Origin of the sequence: Streptomyces sp. NBC_01716 (assembly GCF_036248275.1) — a bacterium.
Lineage (GTDB): Bacteria > Actinomycetota > Actinomycetes > Streptomycetales > Streptomycetaceae > Streptomyces.
Map to the genome: position 1 here is coordinate 5167053 of NZ_CP109181.1, position 20863 is coordinate 5187915.

Here is a 20863-nt window from a genome sequence, read left to right on the forward strand (position 1 = left end):
CCGGCGGCCGGCGGCGCGTACCTGCACGGCGGCCGGCCGTCAGCGCTCTCCCGCGAACGCGCACGGCATCGAGCGGACCCGGTTGTCGAAGTTCGACGGCACCAGCACCGGCGCGCCCACGGAGCGCAGTTCGGGCGATCTCGTCAGCAACTCCCGGAAGAGCGCCTTTATTTCCTGCTTCGCCAGGAACGTGCCCAGGCAGTAGTGCGGACCCCCGCCGCCGTACCCCACATGCGGGTTGGGGCTCCGGGTGATGTCGAAGCGGTCCGGGTCGGTGAAGACCGACTCGTCGCGGTTGGCGGAGGCGTAGAACAGCACCACCCGGTCGCCCCGCCGGAAGTCGTGACCGTTCATCCGGTGGTCCTGGATCAGTCTGCGCCGGAACTGGATGATCGGCGTCGAGTGCCGCACGATCTCCTCGACGGCGCCGTCCTCGTACCGGTCGAAGTCACTGAGCAGCAGGGCCCGTTGGTCGGGGTGATCGGTCAGCAGGGACAGGCCGTGCGCGATCGCGTTACGTGTGGTCTCGACCCCGGCGACCATCAACAGCGAGAAGAACGAGCCCAGTTGGCGGCCGTTCAGCGACTGGCCGTCGATATCCGCGTTCACGAGCGCGGAGATGAGATCCCCGGTCGGATTCTTACGCCGCTGCCGCCCGAGGTCCGCGACCATTCCCTGCATGGCGGCCAGTGCGCGAAGTCCCTTTCCCGGTACGCGAATTCGCTGCCGTACCGTCCGCGCGACACCCGTTTCCACGGACGCCCGATTCACCTGGGCGAGGATCGATGGACGCTCCTTCTCGGGAATTCCCATCAGATTGCAGATGATTTCGAACGGCATACGTGACGCGACCGCAGTGACGAAATCCTTCGGCCGTTCCCGGAGCAGGTCGTCCACAATGCGCTTCGCCACCGAGCGGACATCCTCCTCCGTCGCGGCGAGAATGCGGGGGGTGAAAGCGCGGGAGACGATCCGCCGCAGCTGGGTGTGCTGCGGTTCGTCGAGATTGACCAGTGACTCCCCGAACACCGCCCGCACCCAGCGGGCCGGCTCGGGAGTGGTGACGCCGGGCGCGCTGCCGAACACCTCCGCGTTCCGGCTGGCCTCCACCACGTCCGCGTGCCTGACCAGCGCGTAGAAACCCCGCTCCGGCCGTAGCCGGCCTCCCGGCCGCTCAACGAAGTACCGCGGCGGTCCGGCGGCGCGGAGCCGGGCGAAGCCCTCCAGCCTTTCGGAATGCGGCAGTTGCCAGAACGAGGGATCGGCGAGATTCGGCGTCATGTGTCCATTCCTTCCGTGGCTTCGAGCTTCCCACGGCGGACGCGACATCAGCGTGCGCCGGACGTAGGGCAGACGGGGGTATCGGTGAGCTGTTCTCGCACACGGGGGCGACTACTCCGCCACTCGGGTGACGCGAACTCACCTCCCGTGCCCGCAGGCCGCTACTGTGCCGAAGCATGACCTTCTCCAACACCGCGCAGGGAAGCCTGCAATATGCCCCTCTGCTCGGCACCCTCACGGTAATTCCCTGGACCGGTGAGCAGTCCGACGACGAGCGCAACCCGCCTTTCCTGCTGGCCTATTCACTCGGCGACGGCTGTGACGGCGCGGAGGCCGGTCAAGAGGCGATGCACGCCGTCATCAAGGAGGTCGGTCTCAGGACCGGCCCGGGGCTGACCGATGTCGCCGCGTCGCCCGCCATCCCGATCACGCTGCTGGTGCAGGCCGGGCGGGCCGTGCTGACCATGCCGTATCTGAAGGCCCAGTGCGCCGTCCCCCCGGAGTGGGAGGAGGACGCCCGCGCGACGGGCGCGGTGTACTTCATCCTCGCCACCCAGCCGTGGCCCGAGGGCATCCCCGGCAGGCCGGTGAGCGAGGAGGCGCTGCGCGCCTTCGTCGGCGACGAGGCGGTGCTGACCGGCGCCGCGCACAGCCTGGTGCCGGTGAGCACCCTGCGAGGCTGACGCGCGGCCCCGGCTCACAGCCCGTTCCGGCCGGGCCCTCCGGTGGCGGGGAGCGTACGTCCCGCCTCGTCCCACTCCCGTACCAGAGCGGTGTAGATGGGGGTGGGGATCGGCGCGGCGGCGGGGGGAGGCGGGGTCGGCGGAGGGGGCGGGACCGCTTCGGCACGATGCTTGGGCACCGCTGTGAGGCGCTGCCATCGGGGTGCTTGAACGGAGTTCATGCTCTGGCAAACGCCGTAATCGCCCCCTGAGTCACTGTGCCCGGCGTGTTGAGGGGGACAGCTGAAACGCTACTTCGAATGCGTGACCGAATCGGTGGAGCAGACACCATGACAACAGCAGTGAGCGACAAGGCGCCGGCGTCCGGCGCGCACAGGTACGGGGACGAGCCCGCGCGGGAGGGACGGCACAGCGCCCCGGGGGTTTTCGGTGCGGGGCGGGTGCTGGCGTGGTTGTTGGTGGTGTCGGGTGCGGCGGGTGTGCTGGCGTCGTGGGTGATCACGATCGACAAGTTCAAGCTGCTGGAGGATCCGGGTTTCACGCCGGGGTGCAGTCTGAATCCGGTGGTGTCGTGCGGGAACATCATGAAGAGCGAGCAGGCGTCGGTGTTCGGGTTCCCGAATCCGATGCTGGGGCTGGCGGCGTACGGGGTCGTGGTGTGTGTGGGGGCGGGGCTGCTGGCGGGGGCACGCTACCGGCGGTGGTTCTGGCTGGGGCTGAACGCGGGGATGCTCTTCGGTGTCGGCTTCTGTACGTGGCTGCAGTACCAGTCGCTCTACAGCATCGGCTCCCTCTGCCTCTGGTGCTCACTGGCCTGGGTGGCGACGATCGTGATGTTCTCGTACGTCACGACGTACAACGTCACGCACCGGATCCTGCCCGCGCCCGCCGGACTGCGCACCGCGCTGGGGGAGTTCCACTGGGTGCTCCCGGTGCTCTGGACCGGGATCATCGGGATGCTGATCCTGACCCGCTGGTGGGACTTCTGGACCAGCTGACCCGCCGCCCACGAGCCTCGCGTCCCCCGCGTCCCCCGCGAGCCCGCACGACGAAGCGGCCGCACGAAGCGCGCACTCACGTGCGCCGGTTCGTGCGGCCGCCGGTGGTACGGCAGTTGGCCCACCCGGGCGGGACCGCGGGCCTACTGACCGAGCGGGATCCCACCGAGCATCGCCCCGCCCTTGCCGCCGTTACCCCCCTTGCTTCCCTTACCGCCCTTGCCGCCCTTGGCGCCGCCCAGCCCCTTCGCCACGTCTCCCAGGCTGTTGACGAGTGAGCCGTCGTTCTTCGGGTCCAGCGCGTTCGTGTTCACCACCTGGGCGTCGAGCGACTCCTGGTTGGTCACCGTCTCCAGGGCCCCGCCCAGTCCGCCGTTCAGGCTCATCGGGACGCTCCCGGCCGCGAACGCCGGGGCGCCGGCGCCCAGTGCCAGCACGGAACCGGCGAGGACCGCGGCGACCTTCACAGGCTTCATGGGCTTCGTGGGCTTCATGGTGAGTCCTTCTTTCGACGGGAGTTCTCGCTTGCCTGATCTCGACCTCATCAACGATTTCCGACCGCGCCGGACACGACGAACGGCCGTACGGGCCCCGCGTTGACGGGGCCGGTACGGCCGTTCTGGCGCTGCGTGGTGCTACGGAAGCTGCGGCGTCGACGGCACGCCCGGAAGCTCCGGAGCCGGCGCGGGAACGCCGGCCTCGGGTAGCTGCGGCAGCTCGGGCAGACCCGGCAGGTTCGGGGCCGGCAGGCCACCGTTCATGACGAGCGCCGTGGTGAGGTTGACCAGCGAGGTCACGACGGCCTTCGACTGGGTGGCGACGGCGTTCGCGTCCCTGGCGGTCGTCGCCCTGAGGAGCGCGTCGGTGGCCCGCCGCACAGAGTCGACGGCCTCGGCCCTCAGGTCGGCTGCGGCCTGGGCCTTGTCGTCGGCGCCCATGCCGTTCGTAGCGTCCATGTCGCCCATGTGGCCCGCCGGCTTGGCGGGGGCGGCCGGCGCGGCGTTCTGCACGGCGTTCAGGGCCTTCCTGATCGCCTTCTGGTACCTCTGGACCTCGGCGGCGGAGATCTGGCCGTTGTCCGCGGCGATGACGGAGTCGAGGAGGTCGGTGACCGGCTTGATGGCGCCGGACAGCGAACTCAGCGTCTGCGTCTGCTGCTTGAGGGCCTCGGCGTCGGCGATCGGGGCGACGGCCTTGGCGCCGACACCCACCGGCGTCTCCTGGACGGTGACGGCGGCGGCGGTACCGGCGGTACCCATGACGAGTACGGCGCAGACGACGGCGGCTGCGGCGCGGGATGAGACGTGGGAACGCATGAAAAGGTCCTTTCAGGACACTAGGTGGGGTTTCGTCTTCACCGTGGGTCGCGGGGCCGCCGCCCGCAACCGATCCGGAGCCCCGCCCCGTGTCCGCCATCCGGCCGCTTCGCCCCCGCTGACCTGGGCCGGGGCGCCGGGGAATCTCACTCGTCCGGGATGCGTGTCGCCGCCGAAAGGGTGGGCGCACCCGTCCCCGTACAGCGGAAGAGCCGCCCACCCCGGGACGGGGGGAGCGGCTCTTGCCGGGGGTGACGGCACTCGTGCTGCGGTCTGATTCAGGCGTTGACGCAGGTGTTGCCGAAGGCCGGGTTGAGCAGGCCGATGATGCCGACGGTGTTGCCGCAGACGTTCACGGGCACGTGCACCGGGATCTGGGCGGCGTTGCCGGAGAGGAAACCCGGGGAACCGACAGCCGCGCCCTGGGCGCCGCTGTCGGCGATGGCGGCACCGGAGGCGCCGACGACGGCGGCTGCCGCCGCGGAGGACAGGACAACAGCCTTGGCGATACGCGACATGGGGATGAGCTCCTCGGTCGTATGGGAGTGGGGGGTACGGGCGCGGTCGCCCGACTTACCGATCAACGCGGGGAGTGCTGATCGGTTGCGGCCCGAATGAGTGAAGAAACCGGCCCGTTCCCGCGGTGGACGGTCGGAACCGTCGTGGGTCAGGCGTTGACGCAGGTGTTGCCGAAGGTCGGGTTGAGCAGGCCGGCGAGGCTGGCCGTGTTGCCGCAGAGGTTGACCGGGACGTGGACCGGGATCTGGAGCAGATTGCCGGAGAGGACGCCCGGGGAGTTGGCGGCGACACCTTCGGCGGAGGCGCCGCTGGAACCGCCGGAGCCGTGACCGCCGTGACCGGTGGCCGACGCCATACCGGCACCGGCGAGGAGGAGGGCGGCGCTCGACGCTGCCATGACTACGGACTTGGCGACTCGGTTCATGACCATTTCCTTTCGATTTGCCAACGGTGCGACAGACTCAACGATCGGCGGCCCTCCGGGAAACGCGAGTTGGCCCGAAGAGTTCGAATGGCGGCGCGTGCTGGTTTGAGCACGGCCCGATTCCGGGAAAGCGATTGTGCCTTCGGTTCGGTCCCGTGCGGCTCACGTGATTTTCACTCCGCGCCTGTAAGGGTGCACTGGCGTTTCGTTCTTCCGGTCGGAGAGTCCCTATGCGCGATTGCGTGGTTCATGCTGTAAGGAGGGGTCTGCTGTTCGCCGTGACGGCGACGGCGACGGCGACCGCCGTCGCAGTGACTCCGGCCCCGGTTTCGTCGGCAACTGCCGTGGCAGCGCCGGGGGTTTCGGAGGTCGCGGAGGATTCCGCGGACGGGTCCCCGGACGAGGCGGCCCGCATTCCGTTCGGCGAGCGTTATCACGCCGTCCAGCACGGCGGGATCGTCCGGGCCGCCAACTCGGCCATCACCTGCCGCACCACGGGCCGGTTCACCCCGGTCACCCCATCCGCCGCATCGGCCTGCGAAGCCGCACGGGACAGCGCCACGGCGGCCAACGACCAGTACGACATGTTCTACACGGACCTCGACGAGGACCCGAGCACCTACAACTCGACCCGGGGCGAACTGCGCGTACCGGCCGGCGGCAAGGTGAGCTACGCGCGGCTCTACTGGGGCGGCAACCTCCGTGTCGGTGAGCAGAAGCCGCCGGAGGACAACGGCCGCGTGCTGATCGCCGAACCCGGCGGCGCGTACAAGGAAGTCCTGTCCGACACGCTGATCGGCCGCCGTTCGGCCGACGGCGCCGATGCCTACCAGGCGTCGGCGGACATCACACCGCTGGTGCGGTTCGCCGGTTCGGGCATGTACACGGTGGCGCAGATCAATGTCGCCATGGGCCGGACGGCGGCAGGCGCGTGGGGCGGCTGGACGATGGTCGTCGCGTACGAGAGGGCCGAGGACCCGCCGCGTCATCTGGTGGTGTGGGACGGCTTCGAGGCGCTCGACGCGGAGCATCCGCAGGTGCGGGCCGGGCTCGGGAAGCTGCCTACGCCGACCGGCGCGGAGGGCACCATCGGGGTCGTCTCGTACGACGGGGACTCCGGGGCGGGCGGTGAATCACTGACCGCCGGGACAGGGCGCGGGAATGCTCGTTCGATCGGCGACAGGGCCAATCCGGCTGGCGATGTGATGAATTCAAGCATCGCAGATGACGGTATCAATCAGATAAAACGAAAACCCGCTTACAAGAACACTCTCGGATATGACTCGGATATCTTCGACCTGCGCGAAGCACTGGTCCCGGGAGGCGACACTATGAACGTCAGTTACCGGACCGGGCGAGACTCGGTCTGGCTCGGCGCGTTTTTCGTCGCGGTGGACGCGCGGCGCTGAGCCGGCTCGCGCGTCCGCGTTTCAGCGGCGCTTTCTGGCTTACCGGATTGTCCGACCTCATGACACCTGAGACCACGAGCGGAGTGAGTTACGCGTGCGCCCACCAACGCGCAGACCCGGTCCCGGCTTTACGGTGCTCCATCTCGTCCAACCGGTCGACGGAGGAGTGGCCCGCGTCGTCGCGGATCTCGTCCAGGCACAGGTCACCGCCGGAATGCGGGTCGTCGTCGCCTGCCCCGAACGGGGGCAACTCGGGCCCGACGCCGCCGCGCTGGGCGCCGAGACCGAGATCTGGGACGCCACCCGCGACCCCGGCTTCGGACTGCCCGCCGAGATCCGCCGGGTCGCCGAACTGGTCGGGCGGATCCGGCCCGACGTGGTGCACGCGCACAGCGCGAAGGCGGGCTTCGCAGGGCGCCTGGCCGTACGGGGACGTGTCCCGACCGTGTTCCAGCCGCACGCCTGGTCGTTCGAGGCCGTCAGCGGTACGACCGCGGCCCTCGCCCGGGGCTGGGAGCGGCTGGCCGCCCGCTGGACCGCGCGCGTCGTCTGCGTGAGCGAGGCCGAACGGGGCAGGGGCGAGCGCGCCGGGGTACGGGCGCCCTGGTCCGTCGTCCACAACGGCGTCGACGCCGACCGCTTCCGCCCGGCCGGCACCACCGGCCCCCTCGCATCCACGGCCGCCGCCCGCGCCGCGCTTCCCCGGCTGGCCGAACTCCCCCCGGACACACCCCTCGTCGCGTGCGTCGGCCGGATCTGCCGCCAGAAGGGCCAGGACATCCTGCTGCGGGCCTGGCCACTGGTACTCGACACGGTGCCGGAGGCCCGCCTCGTGCTCGTCGGCGACGGCCCCGACGCCGAGCGGCTGCGCGCGGGCGCCCCGCCGTCGGTGCTCTTCGCCGGGGCCGTACGGGACACCGCGCCCTGGTACCGCGCCGCCGACCTCGTCGTACTGCCCTCCCGCTGGGAGGGCATGGCGGTCGCGCCGCTCGAAGCCATGGCCAGCGGTCGGGCCGTACTGCTCAGCGACGTGGACGGGGCCCGCGAGAGCCTGCCGCCCGCCCAGCGGGCGCACTGTCTGACCCCGCCCGAGGACCACTCCGCCACCGCGAAGGCGATCACCGCGCTGCTGCGCGACCGGGCGCTGCGGGAGGACTTCGGCCGCCAGGGCCACGAGCACGTACGCAGCACCTACGACGTACGGCAGACCACCAGGGCCATCGCGGACGTGTACCGCGACGTGGTCGCGGTGCCGCGTTCCGAGCGCAGGGAGGCGATCTCCCAGTGACCACGGAAAGCACCAGCGTCCCCGCTCCCTCCGGGCGCGGATCGACAGGCCACCCGGCGGCGGCGGGCGCCGGACCGCTGAGCAAGGAACCCGGCAGCCCCGGCCCCGGCACGCTCACAGGGCCCGGCGGAGTGACCTTCACCGCCACCGGCCTGCGGCCGCTCGGGTTCGTCCCGATGGGACCGCAGCAGGACGGGGCCGACCGTGTCGCGCTCCCGCCCCGCCGCCGTACGGCCGCGCCCCTGCGCTTCGCGCTGCCGCTCATCGCCGCCGACTGGACGGGGGCCCTGCTGGGCACTGCCGTACTCGACTCCGCACAGCATCACCTGGCGCTGATCGTGCCGCTCATGGCGTGCGTCGCCGTCCTCAACACGTACGCCGGGCTCTACCGCCGGTCGGGACCGCGCACCGCACTGGACGAACTCCCCGCACTGGGCGCGCGCATCCTCATCGCGTGGTGCACCGCCGCCGCACTGCTGGCCGCTCTCTTTCCCGGGCACACGCTGAGCCTCACCGCTCTCATGGCCGGCAGCACCACCCAGTTAGTCGTCGCCTGCTTCGGCCGGGCCCTCGTCCACGGCTACCAGCGGCACACGGCGCGCAGCCGGCTCACCTCCGCACTGGTCGTGGGCGCGGGCCCGGCGCCACGGCGGCTCGCCGGGCTGCTCGCCCGGCACCCCGTCTACGGCCTGGTGCCCGTCGGCATCGTCGCCCCCGCCCACGGCGACCGGACCGGCGACCGGACCACTGACCCGCAAGGCGAGGAGTGCCCGTCCGAGGAGTACCCCGCCGAGGCCGACACCGACGCCGACATCCTCGTTCCCGTGCTCCCCGTGCTGAGCACCATCGAGGAGATCCACCGCGCCGTCATCCAGAACGGTGTCCGGCACGCGGTCTTCCTCGACGACACCAGGGGCGGCACGATCCCCGGCGCCGAGGCCGACCGGACCGGGCTCGTCGCGCTCTTCCACGAGTACGGCTGCGCCACCTGGTTCATCGGCGGAATCGGCGGAGCCGGGGTCGGCGGCGCCATGTCGCAGCACCTCTGGGGCTTCACCTGCCGCCGCGTCCCCGCACCCACCGCGCGCCGCGGCACCCTCGCCAAGCGCCTGCTCGACATCGCCGTCGCGGCCCCCATCCTGCTCGCGATCTCACCGGTGCTGCTGGCGTGCGCGCTCGCCGTACGGTTCCTCGACGGCCCCGGGGTGCTGTTCCGCCAGGAACGCATCGGACAGCACGGCCGCCCCTTCACCCTGCTGAAGTTCCGCACCCTGCGCCCGGCCGACGACCACGAGGCGGCCACCCGCTGGTCCGTCGCCAACGACCGGCGGATGAGCCCGGTGGGCCATCTCCTGCGCCGTACGTCGATGGACGAACTGCCGCAGATCTGGAACGTCCTGCGGGGCGACATGAGCCTCGTCGGCCCCCGCCCCGAACGCCCCTTCTTCGTCGCCAACTTCAGCAAGACCCATCCGGGCTACGCGGCACGCCACCGGATGCCCGTCGGTATCACCGGTCTCGCGCAGGTCCACGGGCTGCGCGGGGACACCTCCATCGAGGACCGCTCCCGATTCGACAACCACTACATCGACCACTGGTCGTTGTGGCAGGACGTGTGCATCATCATCCGAACCGCCCTCTCCCTCGTACGCCCGGCGGGGAGCTGACGTGGCCGACGCCCGAGGCACGCTGCTCCTCGCCCCCCGTACCGAATCCGATCCTCTTCCCCACGCAGACTTCGCCGAACGCGACTGGCGCGGGGCGCTGCGCCGGGCCGCTCCGGTGCTGCCCGTCCTCGTGGTGGTCGCGCTCGTCGCCGTGCCGGTGGCCGGTCCAGCCGGGGACGGCGCGGCCGGCTCCGGGACGGTGGCCGACGCCGCTTCCGCGCTGCTGGTCCTCTTCTGTCTCGTACGGGTGCTGCGCGAGCGCGCCCGGCCGCTGACCCGAACGGCCGCGCTGGTACTGGGACTTCCCGTGTTCGGCGTGTGCGTCGCCGCGATCACGTCGTACGACCCCGTGTCCAGCCTGCCGGGCGTGGCGCGCTACCTCCAGATCTTCGTGCTGGTCCCCGGCGCGCTGCTGCTGCTGATCAGGGACCGCCGGGACTTCCGGCTCATCGCCTGGTCGATGGTGGTCCTCGCGCTGGTGCAGGGGGTCGTCGGCGTCGTCCAGTACCTGACCGGCACCGGCGCCTCGTACATGGGCGAGGACGTCCGCGCGGTCGGCACGTTCGGACCCACCGACGTCATGGGCATGGCCACGGTCGTGTCGTACGGCCTGGTCGCCGCCGTCGGCCTGGCCCTTGGCGCGGGAGCCGAACCCGGCCAGGGCGGCGGGCGTGACGTGCCGCGCCGGCAGCGGGCCGCCGCGCTCACCTGCGCCGCACTGCTCTTCCTGCCGCTCGTGCTCTCCTTCAGCCGGGGCGCGTGGATCGCGACCGCCGTGACCGTCACGCTGCAGCTCGCGCTCTCCGGGCTGCGCCGCGCGGCCCGGGTCGCCCTCGTGGTGGCTGCGCTCGGTGTCGTACTCGTCGGCGGACTCGGCATCGGCTCGCAGATGGTCTCCGAACGGCTCGGCAGCATCACCGAGGTCACCGAGGCGCCCGACAGGTCGGTCACCGACCGGTACACGATGTGGGCGGCGGCGGCCGGGATGTGGCGCACCGATCCGGTCACCGGCGTCGGGCTGAAGGGCTTCCCCGCCTACCGCGACAGCCACTCCTCGGTCGCGCTCTCGTCGGGCAGCGACACGGCGGGCGCGGGCAAGGCGTTCGAGCGTCAGCCGCTGCTCTCGCCGCACAACATGTATCTGCTGGTCCTGAGCGAGCAGGGGATCGTCGGTCTGCTGGCGCTGGCCGGGAGCTGGGCCGCGCTGCTCGTCCTCGTGCTGCGGCGGCTGCCCGGCGCGCGGCGCGGACACACGGGCTTCGACTGCGCGCTGGTCGCCGCGGGGCTCCTCATCTGGCAGCTGGTGGACTTCGGTTACGCGGACATCGGCGGGCCGTCGACGGTGCTGACGGCCGTCGTGCTCGGCCTGGCCGCGTGGTGGGCGCTCAACCGCCGGGCGAACCACCGCGAGGACGGCGGAGCCGTCCAGGAATCCGGTGCGGCGTGAGCGATCTGACCGACGCGACGCAGCCCCGGACGGAGCCCGCCGGGGCGGGCGCGCCCGCCGAATCCGCTCCGACCGCCCAGCAGCCCGCCGTTCCCAGCCGCAGGCCGCCGCCCCCCTCGATCTCACTGTCCAAGCGGACCGACGCGGACAACGGCGCGGACGCCGCCGATCCGGGCGGCGGGGGTGCCCATCTCTCCGGCCGTTTCCTCGCCCGCGCGGCGCTGGTGACCGCCGTCCTCACCGCCGCCGGAGCCCTGCTCGGTCTCGTACGCGACCAGACCATCGCCCACCTCTACGGGGCGGGCCCCGACACCGACGCGTTCCTCGTCGCCTGGACCGTCCCGGAAGTCGCGTCGACGCTGCTCATCGAGGACGCGATGGCGCTCATCCTGGTGCCCGCCTTCAGCCTCGCGCTCACGCGCAGGGCCGCGCGTCAGCCGCTCCTGCCGGGCCCACCGCCCGACCTCGCTCCCGACCTCGACCTCGATCCCGACCGCGATCGTGACCCCGTGCACGCCCTGCTGCGCACGACCCTGCCGGTCCTGCTGCTCGCGCTCAGCGCGGGCGCCGTCCTGCTGATCCTGGCCGCGCCCTGGGTGGTCGCCGTCCTGGCCCCCGGCCTCCCCGACACCCGACTGGCCGTCGACTGCACCCGGTTGACGGCCACCTGCGCGTTCAGCTTCGGCGTCGCCGGGTACTGCAGCGCCGTCCTGCGGGCGCACGGCAGCTTCGTACCGCCCGCGATGATCTACGTCGCGTACAACGTCGGCATCATCGCCACGATGCTGGTCCTCAGCGACCGGCTCGGGGTGCGCGCCGCGGCCGTCGGAGTCGCCCTCGGGGGCGTCCTGATGGTCCTCGTCCAGGCGCCGGTCGTCTGGCGCCGGCTGCGCGAACGCCGCGCCGCCGGGCCCGCGCACGAGCCGGCCCCCGAGCCGCCCGGCGAACAGCCCGGCACCGGCCGGCCGCTCGTCGTCATCGGACTGCTCGCCCCCGTCATCGTCTTCGCCCTCACGCGCCAGTCCCAGGTCCTCATCGAACGCTTCCTGGCCGCGCCCCTGCCCGCCGGCGCCATCTCGCATCTCAACTACGCGCAGAAGGTCGCGCAGATGCCGATGGTGCTGTCCCTGATGCTCTGTACGGTCACCTTCCCCGTCGTCGCGCGCGCCATGGCGGCCGGGGATACCGACCGGGCCAGGCGGCGCGTCGAACGCGACCTCGCGCTCGCCGGTGTCATCGTGCTCGTGGGCGCCGCGACCGTCGTCGCGTGCGCACCGCAGATCATCGAAATCCTCTTCCAGCGCGGTGCTTTCGACCGGGCGGACACGGCGGCCACCGCCACCGTGATGCGTGTCTACGCACTGGGGCTGCTCGGCCACACCCTCGTCGGGGCCCTCGTCCGCTGTTACTTCTCCGCCGCGCGCCCCCTGTGGTTCCCGGCGCTCGCCATGCTCGCCGGCCTCGCCCTCACCACCGCGGGCGGCGCCCTGCTGGTCGGCACCTGGGGCGTCCTCGGGATCGCGGCGGGCAACGCGCTGGGCATCACCGCCACCGCCGCCCTCCTGCTCCATGGTGTCGCCCGGCACAGCGTTCCGGTGCGGGTCCGCCACATGACCGGAGGGCTCGTCAAACTCAGCGCCGCCGCCGCTGCCGCCACCGGCTCCGGATGGCTCTGCGGCGCCCTCGTCCCCGCCCCCGTACCGGCGGCGGCCCTCGCCGGTCTGGTGGTCGCCGCGGTGTTCCTCGTGATCGCACGCGCCCTCCAGGTGCCCGAGATCGACTCCCTCGTCCGCTCCGCCACACGAAAGCTCATCGATGTCCGCTGACACGGTCTCCGCAGGCCCCCTGTGGGCAGCCATGTACCACTCGATCACCGACTCGGCCGACGACCCCTACCAGGTGACCGTCTCGCCCGACCGGCTCGACCGGCAGCTGCGCTGGCTGCGCCGCCGCGGGCTCACCGGCGTGAGTATGGAGCGCCTGCTGGTCGCCCGCGCGCGGGGCCGCGACTCCGGACTCGTCGGGCTGACCTTCGACGACGGTTACGCCGACTTCCTGACGAACGCCGTGCCGCTGCTGCACCGGTACGAGTTCACCGCCACCGTCTACGTGCTCCCCGGCCGGCTCGGCGGCAGCAACGAATGGGACAGCCTCGGTCCGCGCAAGCCCCTCCTCACGGCCGACGGCATCCGCGAGGCGGCGGCGGCCGGCATGGAGATCGGCTCGCACGGGCTGCGCCACACCGATCTCACCGCCGCCGACGACGCGCTGCTGACCGAGGAGACACGCGGCAGCCGCGAGGCGCTGTCCGCGCTCACGGGCGCGGAAGTGACCGGGTTCTGCTATCCGTACGGCACGGTCGACGAACGCGCCATGACCGCCGTACGGGAGGCCGGTTACCGGTACGCGGTCGGTATCAGCCCCGGCCCGCTCACCGGCCTGTTCGCCCTGCCGCGGGTGCACATCGGCCAGGAGGACACCGCCTTCCGGCTCTTCCTGAAGCGCGCCCTGCACGGCCGGCGGCGTGAGCCGGTCCCCTACGTCCCGTACGGCCCCGCCTCGCTGCCCGCCGAGGCCGCGACCACGGGCGAGGGCGGCGGCGCATGAAGGTGCTGCATGTCATCACCGGTCTCGGCATCGGCGGCGCGGAACAGCAACTGCGCCTGCTGCTACGCCAGTTGCCCACCGACAGCGCCGTCGTCACGCTCACCAACCCGGGCGCCGTCGCACGCGGGATCACCGCCGACGGCTGCCCCGTCACCAACCTCGACATAAGAGGCAACCGTGACCTCGGCGCACTGCCCCGCCTGACGGGGCTGATCAGGGACGGCCGGTACGACCTGGTCCACACCCACCTCTACCGCGCCTGCGTGTACGGACGCCTCGCCGCGCGCCTCGCGGGCGTACGGACCGTCGTCGCCACCGAGCACTCCCTGGGCGCCACCCAGATCGAGGGCCGCCCCCTGACGGCCGGCGCCCGCGCCCTCTACCTCGGCACCGAACGCCTCGGCTCGGCGACGGTCGCCGTCTCGACCACCGTCGCGCACCGGCTGCGCCGCTGGGGCGTACGCCGGGACCGTATCCATGTCGTGCCCAACGGCATCGACGTGCCGCGCTTTGGCTACGACGAGACGGCTCGGCACAAGGCCCGTGCCGAACTCGGCCTGCCCGCCGACGCGTTCGTCGTCGGCGGACTCGGCAGGCTCAGTCCGGGCAAGCGCTTCGACACGCTCGTCCGGGCCGTCGCCGCCCTGCCCGGCGCCCGCCTCCTGCTCGTCGGCGAGGGCCCCGAGCGCGACCGACTGCGTGCCCTGGCAACGGAGTTGGGCGCCTCTGACCGGGTCCTGATGCCCGGCGCGTGCGAGGACCCGCCACCGAATCCGGCCGCCGACGAGGGACCTGACCTGCCGTCACTTCTCGCTGCCATGGACCTCTTCGTGTCCACGTCCGAGGACGAGGCCTTCGGGCTCGCGATGGTCGAGGGCCTGGCAGCCGGGCTGCCCGTCCTGCACGTCACCTGCCCCGCCCTGACGGATCTGCCCCCCGACGCGGCACCGGGCGCGCGCCAGATCAGCGGGACGGTCTCCGATCTCGTCACCGAACTGGCCGAATTCCAGAGGCGGTTCACCTCCGGCGACGGCCCCCGCCGGCTGCCGGTACCGCCCGCGGCCCGCCACTACGACATCTCCCGCAGCGCCGAACAGCTGATGTCCGTCTACGACCACGCCCTGCGGGGGAACGGCGGCTCGCCCGCGCGCCCCGTCCGCCGCCCGGCCACCCCCGAGGAGTGAGTGCCCGATGACGAAGACCGAGAAAGAGAGCGGCAAGCGCCGCGAGGGCTCCTGGCCCGGCCGGGTCCTGGCGAGGACCAAAGCCCTGTTCGTCTGGTGGATCGTGCCGGTCTGCGTCCTGATCGGGGCGTTCGCGGGCGGCGCGTACGGCACGCTCCGTACGCCGCAGTACTCCGCCACCAGTTACGTACTCGTCGTACCGACCGACAAGACCGACCCCGCCGCCGCGCTCGGCTTCGCGCAGGCCTACGGGCGGGTCGCCTCGCAGGTCGCCGTCACCGGCGACGCCCAGGTGTGGGCCGGGGTGTCCCGGAAGGTCCTCAAGGAGAACGTCACCACGGTCACCTCGCCCGACGCCCCGATGATCTCGGTGACCGCCACCTCCAGCGGCCGGCAGGCGGCCGTCAGCATGGCCGACGGCGTCGCGCGCTCGCTGGTGCTCAACGGCACGCAGATGCAGGGCAGTACGAACGTCCGGGTGGTCCAGTTCGCCCGTGCGGTCAAGCCCACCAGCCCCGTGTCGCCGTCGGTGCCGCTGGCGGCGCTCGTCGGCGCCGCCGCGGGAGGCCTTCTCGGCGGACTCCTCGTACTGGTGCGCCCGAAGCGGCGGCCCGGCGAGGTGCACGCGCCGGTACCCGGTCCGTCGGCCGCGCCCGTGCCCCAGACGGAGAGTGTGTGATGGCGCCGGAATCGACCACCAAGCGGGGCCGGCGGGCGGGCGCGGCAGCCCCGGCCAGGACTGTCGGCAGAGGCACCTTCACGGCACTGACCTCCGAGGTCTGCCGGGACCCCGACCGGTTCGGCGCCCTCGCGGCCGAGTGGACCGCGCTCCACCGCCGCTCCGGCGCTGCCACCCCCTTCCAGAGCCACGCGTGGCTGCACTCCTGGTGGCTGTCGTACGGCACCCGCGGCCGGCTCCGCGTCGTCCTCCTGCGCCGGGACGGCGCGCTCGTCGGCGCCGCGCCGCTGATGCTGGTCCACCGGCCGTTCCCCGTACTGGTCCAGCTCGGCGGCTCCATCTCCGACTTCTCCGACTTCCTGCTCGACGACGACTGCGCCGACAGCGCGGCCCCCGCCCTCGCGAAGGCCCTCGCCAACGCCGCGCGCACCGCCGTGATCGACCTCCGGGAGGTACGGCCCGGCGCCGCCGTCGAACGCGTCTACGAGTGCTGGGACGGCCCGCGCGACACGCTGCCCGACTCGCAATGCCTCGAACTGCCCGCCGTCCCCATGGACGAACTGCTCGGCCGTCTCCAGTCCTCCCGCGCCCAGCGCGTCAGGGCCAAGATCCGCAAGATCGACTCGGCGGGCATCGAGGAACGCGAGGTGCCGGGCGACGAGATCCCGACCGCCGTCGAACGGCTCCTCCATCTCCACCGGCTCCAGTGGGAGGGACGCGGCGTCACCCAGGAACACCTCAGCGCCCGTTTCGCCCAGCATCTGACCCGCTCGGTGCGGGCCATGGTCGAGTGCGGCGACGCGCGGATCACCGAGTTCCTGCTCGGGGGCGAGGTGGTCGCCGCCGACCTCACCTTGATGTCACCGCGGCTCGCGGGCGGTTATCTGTACGGCGCCGACCCGATGCTGCGCGAGCGGAAGGTCGACGTCGCCACGATGCTGCTGCGCGACAGCGCCCGGCGGATCAGCGCCGACGGCCGCTCCACGCTGAGCATGCTGCGCGGCAACGAGCCGTACAAGCACCACTGGCGCCCGGAGACCGTCTGCAACCAGCGGCTGCTGATGGCGCGCCGCCTGGCGGCCCCCTCGCTGCGCATGGTCGCCGCCCACGCCGCCGCGCGCGGCCGGGCCGCCGTCCTGGTCAACGAGCGGCTGCCGGCGATGAAGGCGAGGCTGGGCCCCGTCTTCAAAGGAGCATCGTCCGCCCGCAGGGCGGGCCGGACGGGATCTTGAAGACAGGGCCCGGTGAGGCGCACACACCGAGGCGGCGGCAAGGGATGACCGTGCCGCCGCCGGGGTGACAGACCTCAGCTCAGGTCAGCCAGCGTTCCCACCCGCTGAAGCGGAGGCAGATCTTCTTGCCGAGGACGGTCTCGATCCACGAACTGAGCGTCAGCGTCCTGCAGTTCGCCGGCGTCTCGGGCTTCGCCGGGGCGCTGGGATCCGGCCCGGGCTCGGCGGGCGTGACCGGCGGGACACTGGCTTCCGCCCCGGGCTTCTGCCCGTACAGCATCGAACGGAACACCTTCGAGGACCGCGGATTCTCACGGCACTGATATACGCCGTGCGGGCAGTAATCCGTGACCGTGTTGTACAGCGGCCGGTGATCCTTGATCCACTTGAGCATGCCCCGCATGTATTCGGGATTGTCGCCGTTGCGGAAGAGGCCCCACTCCGGATAGGAGATAACCTTTCCATGCCGAGCGGCGAAGTTCACATGGTGATGGAGCCCGTACGGCTCATTGACCTGCTCCTCGAACGTCCGCCCCGGCGGCTGGTCGTAGGAGTCCATCCCCACGATGTCCACGACGTCGTCGCCCGGATAGCAATCGGTCCAGGGAATGGCGTCCCTTCCGCGGTTCGGAGCGAAATCGAAACGGAATTCCTGGCCGGGCACCGCGCGCATGGCGCCGACGATCCGCTTCCAGTACGCCTTCCAGGCCCGCGGGTCGGGGGCGCAACGATGGGTGTACGTGGTGCCGTTCATCTCCCAGCCGAGCACGACGACCGTGTCCGGCACGCCGAGGGAGACCAGCCGCTCGGCCAGGATCCGGAAGTGCCGGTCGTACTCGCCCAGGGCGCCCCGGCGCAGTTCCTTGCGGACATCCGTGTCACCGACCCGGCCCTCGGTCCGTTCGAGCATCGGGACATTGAGCACGAACATGCGGTCGGCGCGGGCCTTCTTCCAGTCGGCCCAGTCCTTCAGGAAGCTCGGGCTGCCCTCGATGTTGGACCAGACGTCACCGGGGAGATACGAGTGCCCGACCCGCAGTTCCGTACCCCCGAGCCATTTCTGCATTGCGGCGATACGGCGGACGCCCTCGGGACCGAAATCGAGGTATGCCCCCATCGCAGGCGATTTCACTTCCGGTGGTGCGGGAATGCCGCGGGCGTCGGGGCCGGCGGCGTGACTCGCCATCGGCAGCGCGGAACCCGAGCAAAGGAGGCCGGTCATGATGACACCAAGCCAGGTGCTGATCAGCCGTCGAAATCGATAGGACATGTGTGCTCCTCATGAGGGGAGGCGTTCCGTATCGCACAGCTCCAAAACTATTTCTGGCAAGCCGATCGGGAACCCGGTCCGCCCTTTTACTAGACCGTCCGTGGATTTCACCCCCCGCATGGGTCATCGAAAATGAAGGACACCACCGTGGCGAGCTTTGACACCAGCGTCCCCGCCGTGCTCGTGCGGCTCGACCGGAATCCCTTCCACCACGGGACCCTCGGCGCCGTCAGATCACTCGGCCGGGCGGGAATCACGGTCCACGCCGTGATCGAGTCGGCGCGCAGCCCCGTCGCCAGATCCCGGTATCTGCACACCGGCCATCCGCGTCCTGACAACCGGGTCTCGGACGACGGGCCGCGGGCCACGGCGGCCGACGAGAGGGAGGAACTGCACGGACTGCTGCTGCGGATCTCCGAGCGGCTCGGCACCCCCGCCGTCCTCGTCCCCCTCGACGATCTGAGCGCCATCTCCGTCGCCCGGCTGAGGCCCCGCCTGACCGGGCGCTATCTCCTGCCCGAGCAGCCGTCAGGCCTGCCCGAGCGGGTCGCCGACAAGGCGGAGCTGGCCGAGATCTGCGCCACCCTCGGGCTGCCGCATCCCCGTACGGCCGTCCCCGGTGACAGCGCGGAGGCCGCGCGGGCGGCCTGGACGCTGGGGCTGCCGGTGGTCGCGAAGTGGAGCCGTCCATGGCTGCTGCCCCAGGGCTCCGGGCTGCGCAGCACCGTCGTGGTGCGCTCACCGCGCGAGGCCAGGGAACTGTTCGGGCGCGGCGCGGAGGCGGGGAGCCGGCTGCTGCTCCAGGAGATGCTGCCGCGCGGGCGCGATCTGGACTGGTTCTTCCACGGCTACAGCGGCGGCGACGGCACGCTCCTGGGCGCGACCGGACGCAAGGAACGGTCGTGGCCGGTGGCCGCCGGGCTGACGGCGGTCGGCCGGTGGCTGCCCAACCCCACCGTGGAACGGCTGGCGGGCGAGGTGATCGCCGCGCTCGGCTACCGGGGCATCGTCGACCTCGACTTCCGGCTCGACGCCGCCACCGGCGCGTACCACCTGCTCGACTTCAACCCCAGGCCCGGCGCCCAGTTCCGGCTCTTCACCGACCCGGCGGGCACGGACGTCGTACGGGCGCTGCATCTGGACCTCACCGGGCGCCCCGTTCCCCCTCTGGTCCCGGCGCACGGGCGGACCTTCGTGGTCGAGCACTACGCGGTGCTGTCCGCCCTGTCCTCGGCCGGGCGCCGGAAGCGGGGACACGCGAAGACCCGGCGGATCCGGCCGGCCGGCACGGAGGCGGCGTGGTTCGCGCGGGACGACCCGCGTCCCGCGTACGCCATGACCGCTGCCTGGCTCCTGCACGCGGCGCGCGGCAGCGTACGCCGGCTCCGCCTCCGGGCCCGGCCGTCCGCCGGGCTGCCGGGGGACGCGCGGGCGCCGCGGTCGCTCCTGTCCGGCGTACGCCAGCGCCGGCGCGCCCCGGAGCCCGCCGCCGACAGCACCACCCCGCCCGTCCCGCGCTGACCCCGATCCCACGAGAGAAAGAGAGCGGCGAACTCCTATGCAGGACTTGGTAGTTGTGGGTGCCGGCCCCTACGGGCTGTCCATCGCGTCGCACGCGGCGGCGGCCGGTCTCCAGCCCCGGGTGTTCGGGCGGCCGATGGCGGCCTGGCGGGACGGGATGCCGCCCGGGATGTTCCTGAAGTCGGAGCCGTGGGCGTCGAACCTCTCCGACCCCAAGGGCGAGTACGGGCTCGCGGCCTACGCGGCGACCCAGGGGGTGCAGACCCGGCACGGGGTCCCGCTGCCGGTCGGCCTCTTCGCCTCGTACGGCCTGTGGTTCGCCGCCAAGGCCGCGCCGCCGGTGGAGGAACGGACCGTCACCGCCGTACGCCCCCGCGCCGGGGGCGGCTTCGAGGTCACCGTCGACGACCCCGCGACCGGCACCGACGGCGAAACGGTCCTGGCCCGCACGGTGGTGCTCGCCGTCGGCGTCCGCCCCTTCGCCGACATCCCAGGACCGCTGCGCGCCCTCCCGCCCGAGCGGCTGTCGCACAGCGTCGACCACGCGGACCTCACGCGCTTCAAGGGCATGGACGTGACGGTCGTCGGGGCGGGCCAGGCCGCGCTGGAGACCGCGACGCTCCTCGCCGAACAGGGCACGGCCGTACGCGTGGTCGCCCGGTCCGAGCGGCTGAACTGGAACACCCTCCCGCCGCCCCTCGAACGCCCCATGGGCGAGGCCGCCCGCACCCCGCACACGGGCCTGGGCTGCGGCTGGAAGAACTGGCTCTACGCCCGTACCCCCGGGCTCTTCCACCGGCTGCCCGCGTCGACCCGGACGCGTGTCTTCACCTCGGCGCTCGGACCCGCCGGCGCCTGGTGGCTGCGTGAGCGCTTCGAGCGGGCCGTGGACCTCCGGCTGGGCGAGAACGTGGTCGCCGCCGCTCCCGCCAAGGGCCGGATCCGGCTCGACCTGCTCTCCGGCCGCGGGTCCGACGCGGTCACGACCGACCATGTCATCGCCGCCACGGGCTTCACCCCCGGCCTGGACAGGACCGGACTGCTCGACGAGCGGCTGCGCCGCAGGCTGCGCACCGTGGGCGCGAGCGGCGCCCCCGAGACGGACGCCTCCTTCGAGACGTCGCACCCCGGTCTGTTCGTGGCCGGTCTGCTGAGCGCGCCGTCGTTCGGCCCGTCGATGCGCTTCGTGTTCGGCGCGACGTACACGGCGGGGCGGGTCGTACGCGGGGTGCGACGGCGGCTGGGAACGGGCTCGCGGCACGTACAGCCAGGAGAACCGCACGAGGCGCTTCCGGCCGGTGCGGCGCAGCCGAACTGGATGGAGAGGTTCTGACGGAA

General features: G+C 72.1%; 19 protein-coding genes. 13 read left to right on the plus strand and 6 right to left on the minus strand.

Annotated features, from left to right (window positions below; all coding sequences use genetic code 11):
- Positions 1-39: 39 nt before the first annotated feature.
- Positions 40-1281 (minus strand): cytochrome P450, encoded by a 1242-nt coding sequence (locus tag OIE74_RS22780; protein WP_329386544.1) that lies wholly within the window; start codon positions 1279-1281, stop codon positions 40-42.
- Between the two features lie 176 nt (positions 1282-1457).
- Between OIE74_RS22780 and OIE74_RS22785 the strand changes: the two genes are divergently transcribed.
- Both OIE74_RS22785 and OIE74_RS22790 read left to right on the plus strand, forming a co-directional pair.
- Entirely contained in the window at positions 1458-1964 is a 507-nt protein-coding gene (locus tag OIE74_RS22785; RefSeq protein ID WP_329386546.1) for a DUF5949 family protein, read from the plus strand.
- A 329-nt stretch (positions 1965-2293) separates the two neighbouring features.
- On the plus strand, positions 2294-2962 hold the full coding sequence (locus OIE74_RS22790; protein ID WP_329386548.1) for a vitamin K epoxide reductase family protein: 669 nt from the start codon (positions 2294-2296) through the stop codon (positions 2960-2962).
- A gap of 143 nt (positions 2963-3105) precedes the next feature.
- Here OIE74_RS22790 and OIE74_RS22795 read toward each other — a convergent pair whose 3' ends face one another.
- From OIE74_RS22795 to OIE74_RS22810, 4 genes are all read right to left on the minus strand, one after another.
- Positions 3106-3456 carry a hypothetical protein gene (locus OIE74_RS22795; protein ID WP_329386550.1) on the minus strand — a complete coding sequence of 117 codons (351 nt, stop codon included), beginning with the start codon at positions 3454-3456 and terminating at the stop codon, positions 3106-3108.
- Between the two features lie 141 nt (positions 3457-3597).
- Positions 3598-4278: a hypothetical protein gene (locus OIE74_RS22800; protein WP_329386552.1), complete on the minus strand. Its 681-nt coding sequence runs from the start codon at positions 4276-4278 to the stop codon at positions 3598-3600.
- Between the two features lie 278 nt (positions 4279-4556).
- Positions 4557-4796 carry a chaplin gene (locus OIE74_RS22805; RefSeq protein WP_329386554.1) on the minus strand — a complete coding sequence of 80 codons (240 nt, stop codon included), beginning with the start codon at positions 4794-4796 and terminating at the stop codon, positions 4557-4559.
- 149 nt (positions 4797-4945) lie between these two features.
- Complete coding sequence (locus OIE74_RS22810) at positions 4946-5221, minus strand: chaplin (RefSeq protein ID WP_329386556.1); 276 nt, start codon at positions 5219-5221, stop codon at positions 4946-4948.
- A gap of 230 nt (positions 5222-5451) precedes the next feature.
- On the opposite strand from OIE74_RS22810, the gene OIE74_RS22815 reads away from it, so the two are divergent.
- From OIE74_RS22815 to OIE74_RS22855, 9 genes are all read left to right on the plus strand, one after another.
- Entirely contained in the window at positions 5452-6630 is a 1179-nt protein-coding gene (locus tag OIE74_RS22815; protein ID WP_443076196.1) for a DUF3344 domain-containing protein, read from the plus strand.
- 94 nt (positions 6631-6724) lie between these two features.
- Complete coding sequence (locus OIE74_RS22820; RefSeq protein ID WP_329386560.1) at positions 6725-7918, plus strand: glycosyltransferase; 1194 nt, start codon at positions 6725-6727, stop codon at positions 7916-7918.
- Positions 7915-9585 carry a sugar transferase gene (locus OIE74_RS22825; protein WP_329386562.1) on the plus strand — a complete coding sequence of 557 codons (1671 nt, stop codon included), beginning with the start codon at positions 7915-7917 and terminating at the stop codon, positions 9583-9585. The genes OIE74_RS22820 and OIE74_RS22825 overlap by 4 nt, the downstream gene beginning before the upstream one ends.
- A 97-nt stretch (positions 9586-9682) precedes the next feature.
- The gene (locus tag OIE74_RS22830; RefSeq protein ID WP_329392394.1) at positions 9683-11032 is read left to right on the plus strand and encodes an O-antigen ligase family protein; all 1350 of its coding nucleotides are present in this window, start codon (positions 9683-9685) and stop codon (positions 11030-11032) included.
- Entirely contained in the window at positions 11029-12858 is a 1830-nt protein-coding gene (locus OIE74_RS22835) for a lipid II flippase MurJ (RefSeq protein WP_329386564.1), read from the plus strand. The genes OIE74_RS22830 and OIE74_RS22835 overlap by 4 nt, the downstream gene beginning before the upstream one ends.
- A complete protein-coding gene (locus tag OIE74_RS22840; RefSeq protein WP_329386566.1) occupies positions 12848-13639 on the plus strand; it encodes a polysaccharide deacetylase family protein in 792 nt (263 codons plus the stop codon). Before OIE74_RS22835 ends, OIE74_RS22840 begins: the two co-directional genes overlap by 11 nt.
- The gene (locus tag OIE74_RS22845) at positions 13636-14823 is read left to right on the plus strand and encodes a glycosyltransferase (protein ID WP_329386568.1); all 1188 of its coding nucleotides are present in this window, start codon (positions 13636-13638) and stop codon (positions 14821-14823) included. Before OIE74_RS22840 ends, OIE74_RS22845 begins: the two co-directional genes overlap by 4 nt.
- Positions 14824-14830: 7 nt before the next feature.
- Positions 14831-15502: a lipopolysaccharide biosynthesis protein gene (locus OIE74_RS22850; RefSeq protein WP_329386570.1), complete on the plus strand. Its 672-nt coding sequence runs from the start codon at positions 14831-14833 to the stop codon at positions 15500-15502.
- Positions 15502-16734, plus strand: coding sequence for a GNAT family N-acetyltransferase (locus OIE74_RS22855; RefSeq protein ID WP_329386571.1), 1233 nt, complete (start codon positions 15502-15504; stop codon positions 16732-16734). The genes OIE74_RS22850 and OIE74_RS22855 overlap by 1 nt, the downstream gene beginning before the upstream one ends.
- 79 nt (positions 16735-16813) lie before the next feature.
- On the opposite strand, the gene OIE74_RS22860 is transcribed toward OIE74_RS22855, so the two are convergent.
- On the minus strand, positions 16814-18004 hold the full coding sequence (locus OIE74_RS22860; RefSeq protein WP_329386573.1) for a glycoside hydrolase family 26 protein: 1191 nt from the start codon (positions 18002-18004) through the stop codon (positions 16814-16816).
- 147 nt (positions 18005-18151) lie between these two features.
- Between OIE74_RS22860 and OIE74_RS22865 the strand changes: the two genes are divergently transcribed.
- Together OIE74_RS22865 and OIE74_RS22870 are read left to right on the plus strand one after the other, a co-directional pair.
- Positions 18152-19525, plus strand: coding sequence for a carboxylate--amine ligase (locus OIE74_RS22865; RefSeq protein ID WP_443076197.1), 1374 nt, complete (start codon positions 18152-18154; stop codon positions 19523-19525).
- Positions 19526-19562: 37 nt separating this feature from the next.
- Entirely contained in the window at positions 19563-20858 is a 1296-nt protein-coding gene (locus OIE74_RS22870; RefSeq protein WP_329386576.1) for an FAD-dependent oxidoreductase, read from the plus strand.
- The last annotated feature ends 5 nt before the right edge of the window (positions 20859-20863 follow it).

Coding starts and splice junctions, on each gene's coding strand:
- OIE74_RS22805 (WP_329386554.1), bottom strand. CDS start 4,796: ATGTCGCGTATCGCCAAGGCTGTTGTCCTGTCCTCCGCGGCGGCAGCC.
- OIE74_RS22810 (WP_329386556.1), bottom strand. CDS start 5,221: ATGAACCGAGTCGCCAAGTCCGTAGTCATGGCAGCGTCGAGCGCCGCC.
- OIE74_RS22850 (WP_329386570.1), top strand. CDS start 14,831: ATGACGAAGACCGAGAAAGAGAGCGGCAAGCGCCGCGAGGGCTCCTGG.
- OIE74_RS22815 (WP_443076196.1), top strand. CDS start 5,452: ATGCGCGATTGCGTGGTTCATGCTGTAAGGAGGGGTCTGCTGTTCGCC.
- OIE74_RS22860 (WP_329386573.1), bottom strand. CDS start 18,004: ATGTCCTATCGATTTCGACGGCTGATCAGCACCTGGCTTGGTGTCATC.
- OIE74_RS22795 (WP_329386550.1), bottom strand. CDS start 3,456: ATGAAGCCCACGAAGCCCATGAAGCCTGTGAAGGTCGCCGCGGTCCTC.
- OIE74_RS22780 (WP_329386544.1), bottom strand. CDS start 1,281: ATGACGCCGAATCTCGCCGATCCCTCGTTCTGGCAACTGCCGCATTCC.
- OIE74_RS22790 (WP_329386548.1), top strand. CDS start 2,294: ATGACAACAGCAGTGAGCGACAAGGCGCCGGCGTCCGGCGCGCACAGG.
- OIE74_RS22840 (WP_329386566.1), top strand. CDS start 12,848: ATGTCCGCTGACACGGTCTCCGCAGGCCCCCTGTGGGCAGCCATGTAC.
- OIE74_RS22870 (WP_329386576.1), top strand. CDS start 19,563: ATGCAGGACTTGGTAGTTGTGGGTGCCGGCCCCTACGGGCTGTCCATC.
- OIE74_RS22855 (WP_329386571.1), top strand. CDS start 15,502: ATGGCGCCGGAATCGACCACCAAGCGGGGCCGGCGGGCGGGCGCGGCA.
- OIE74_RS22800 (WP_329386552.1), bottom strand. CDS start 4,278: ATGCGTTCCCACGTCTCATCCCGCGCCGCAGCCGCCGTCGTCTGCGCC.
- OIE74_RS22845 (WP_329386568.1), top strand. CDS start 13,636: ATGAAGGTGCTGCATGTCATCACCGGTCTCGGCATCGGCGGCGCGGAA.
- OIE74_RS22785 (WP_329386546.1), top strand. CDS start 1,458: ATGACCTTCTCCAACACCGCGCAGGGAAGCCTGCAATATGCCCCTCTG.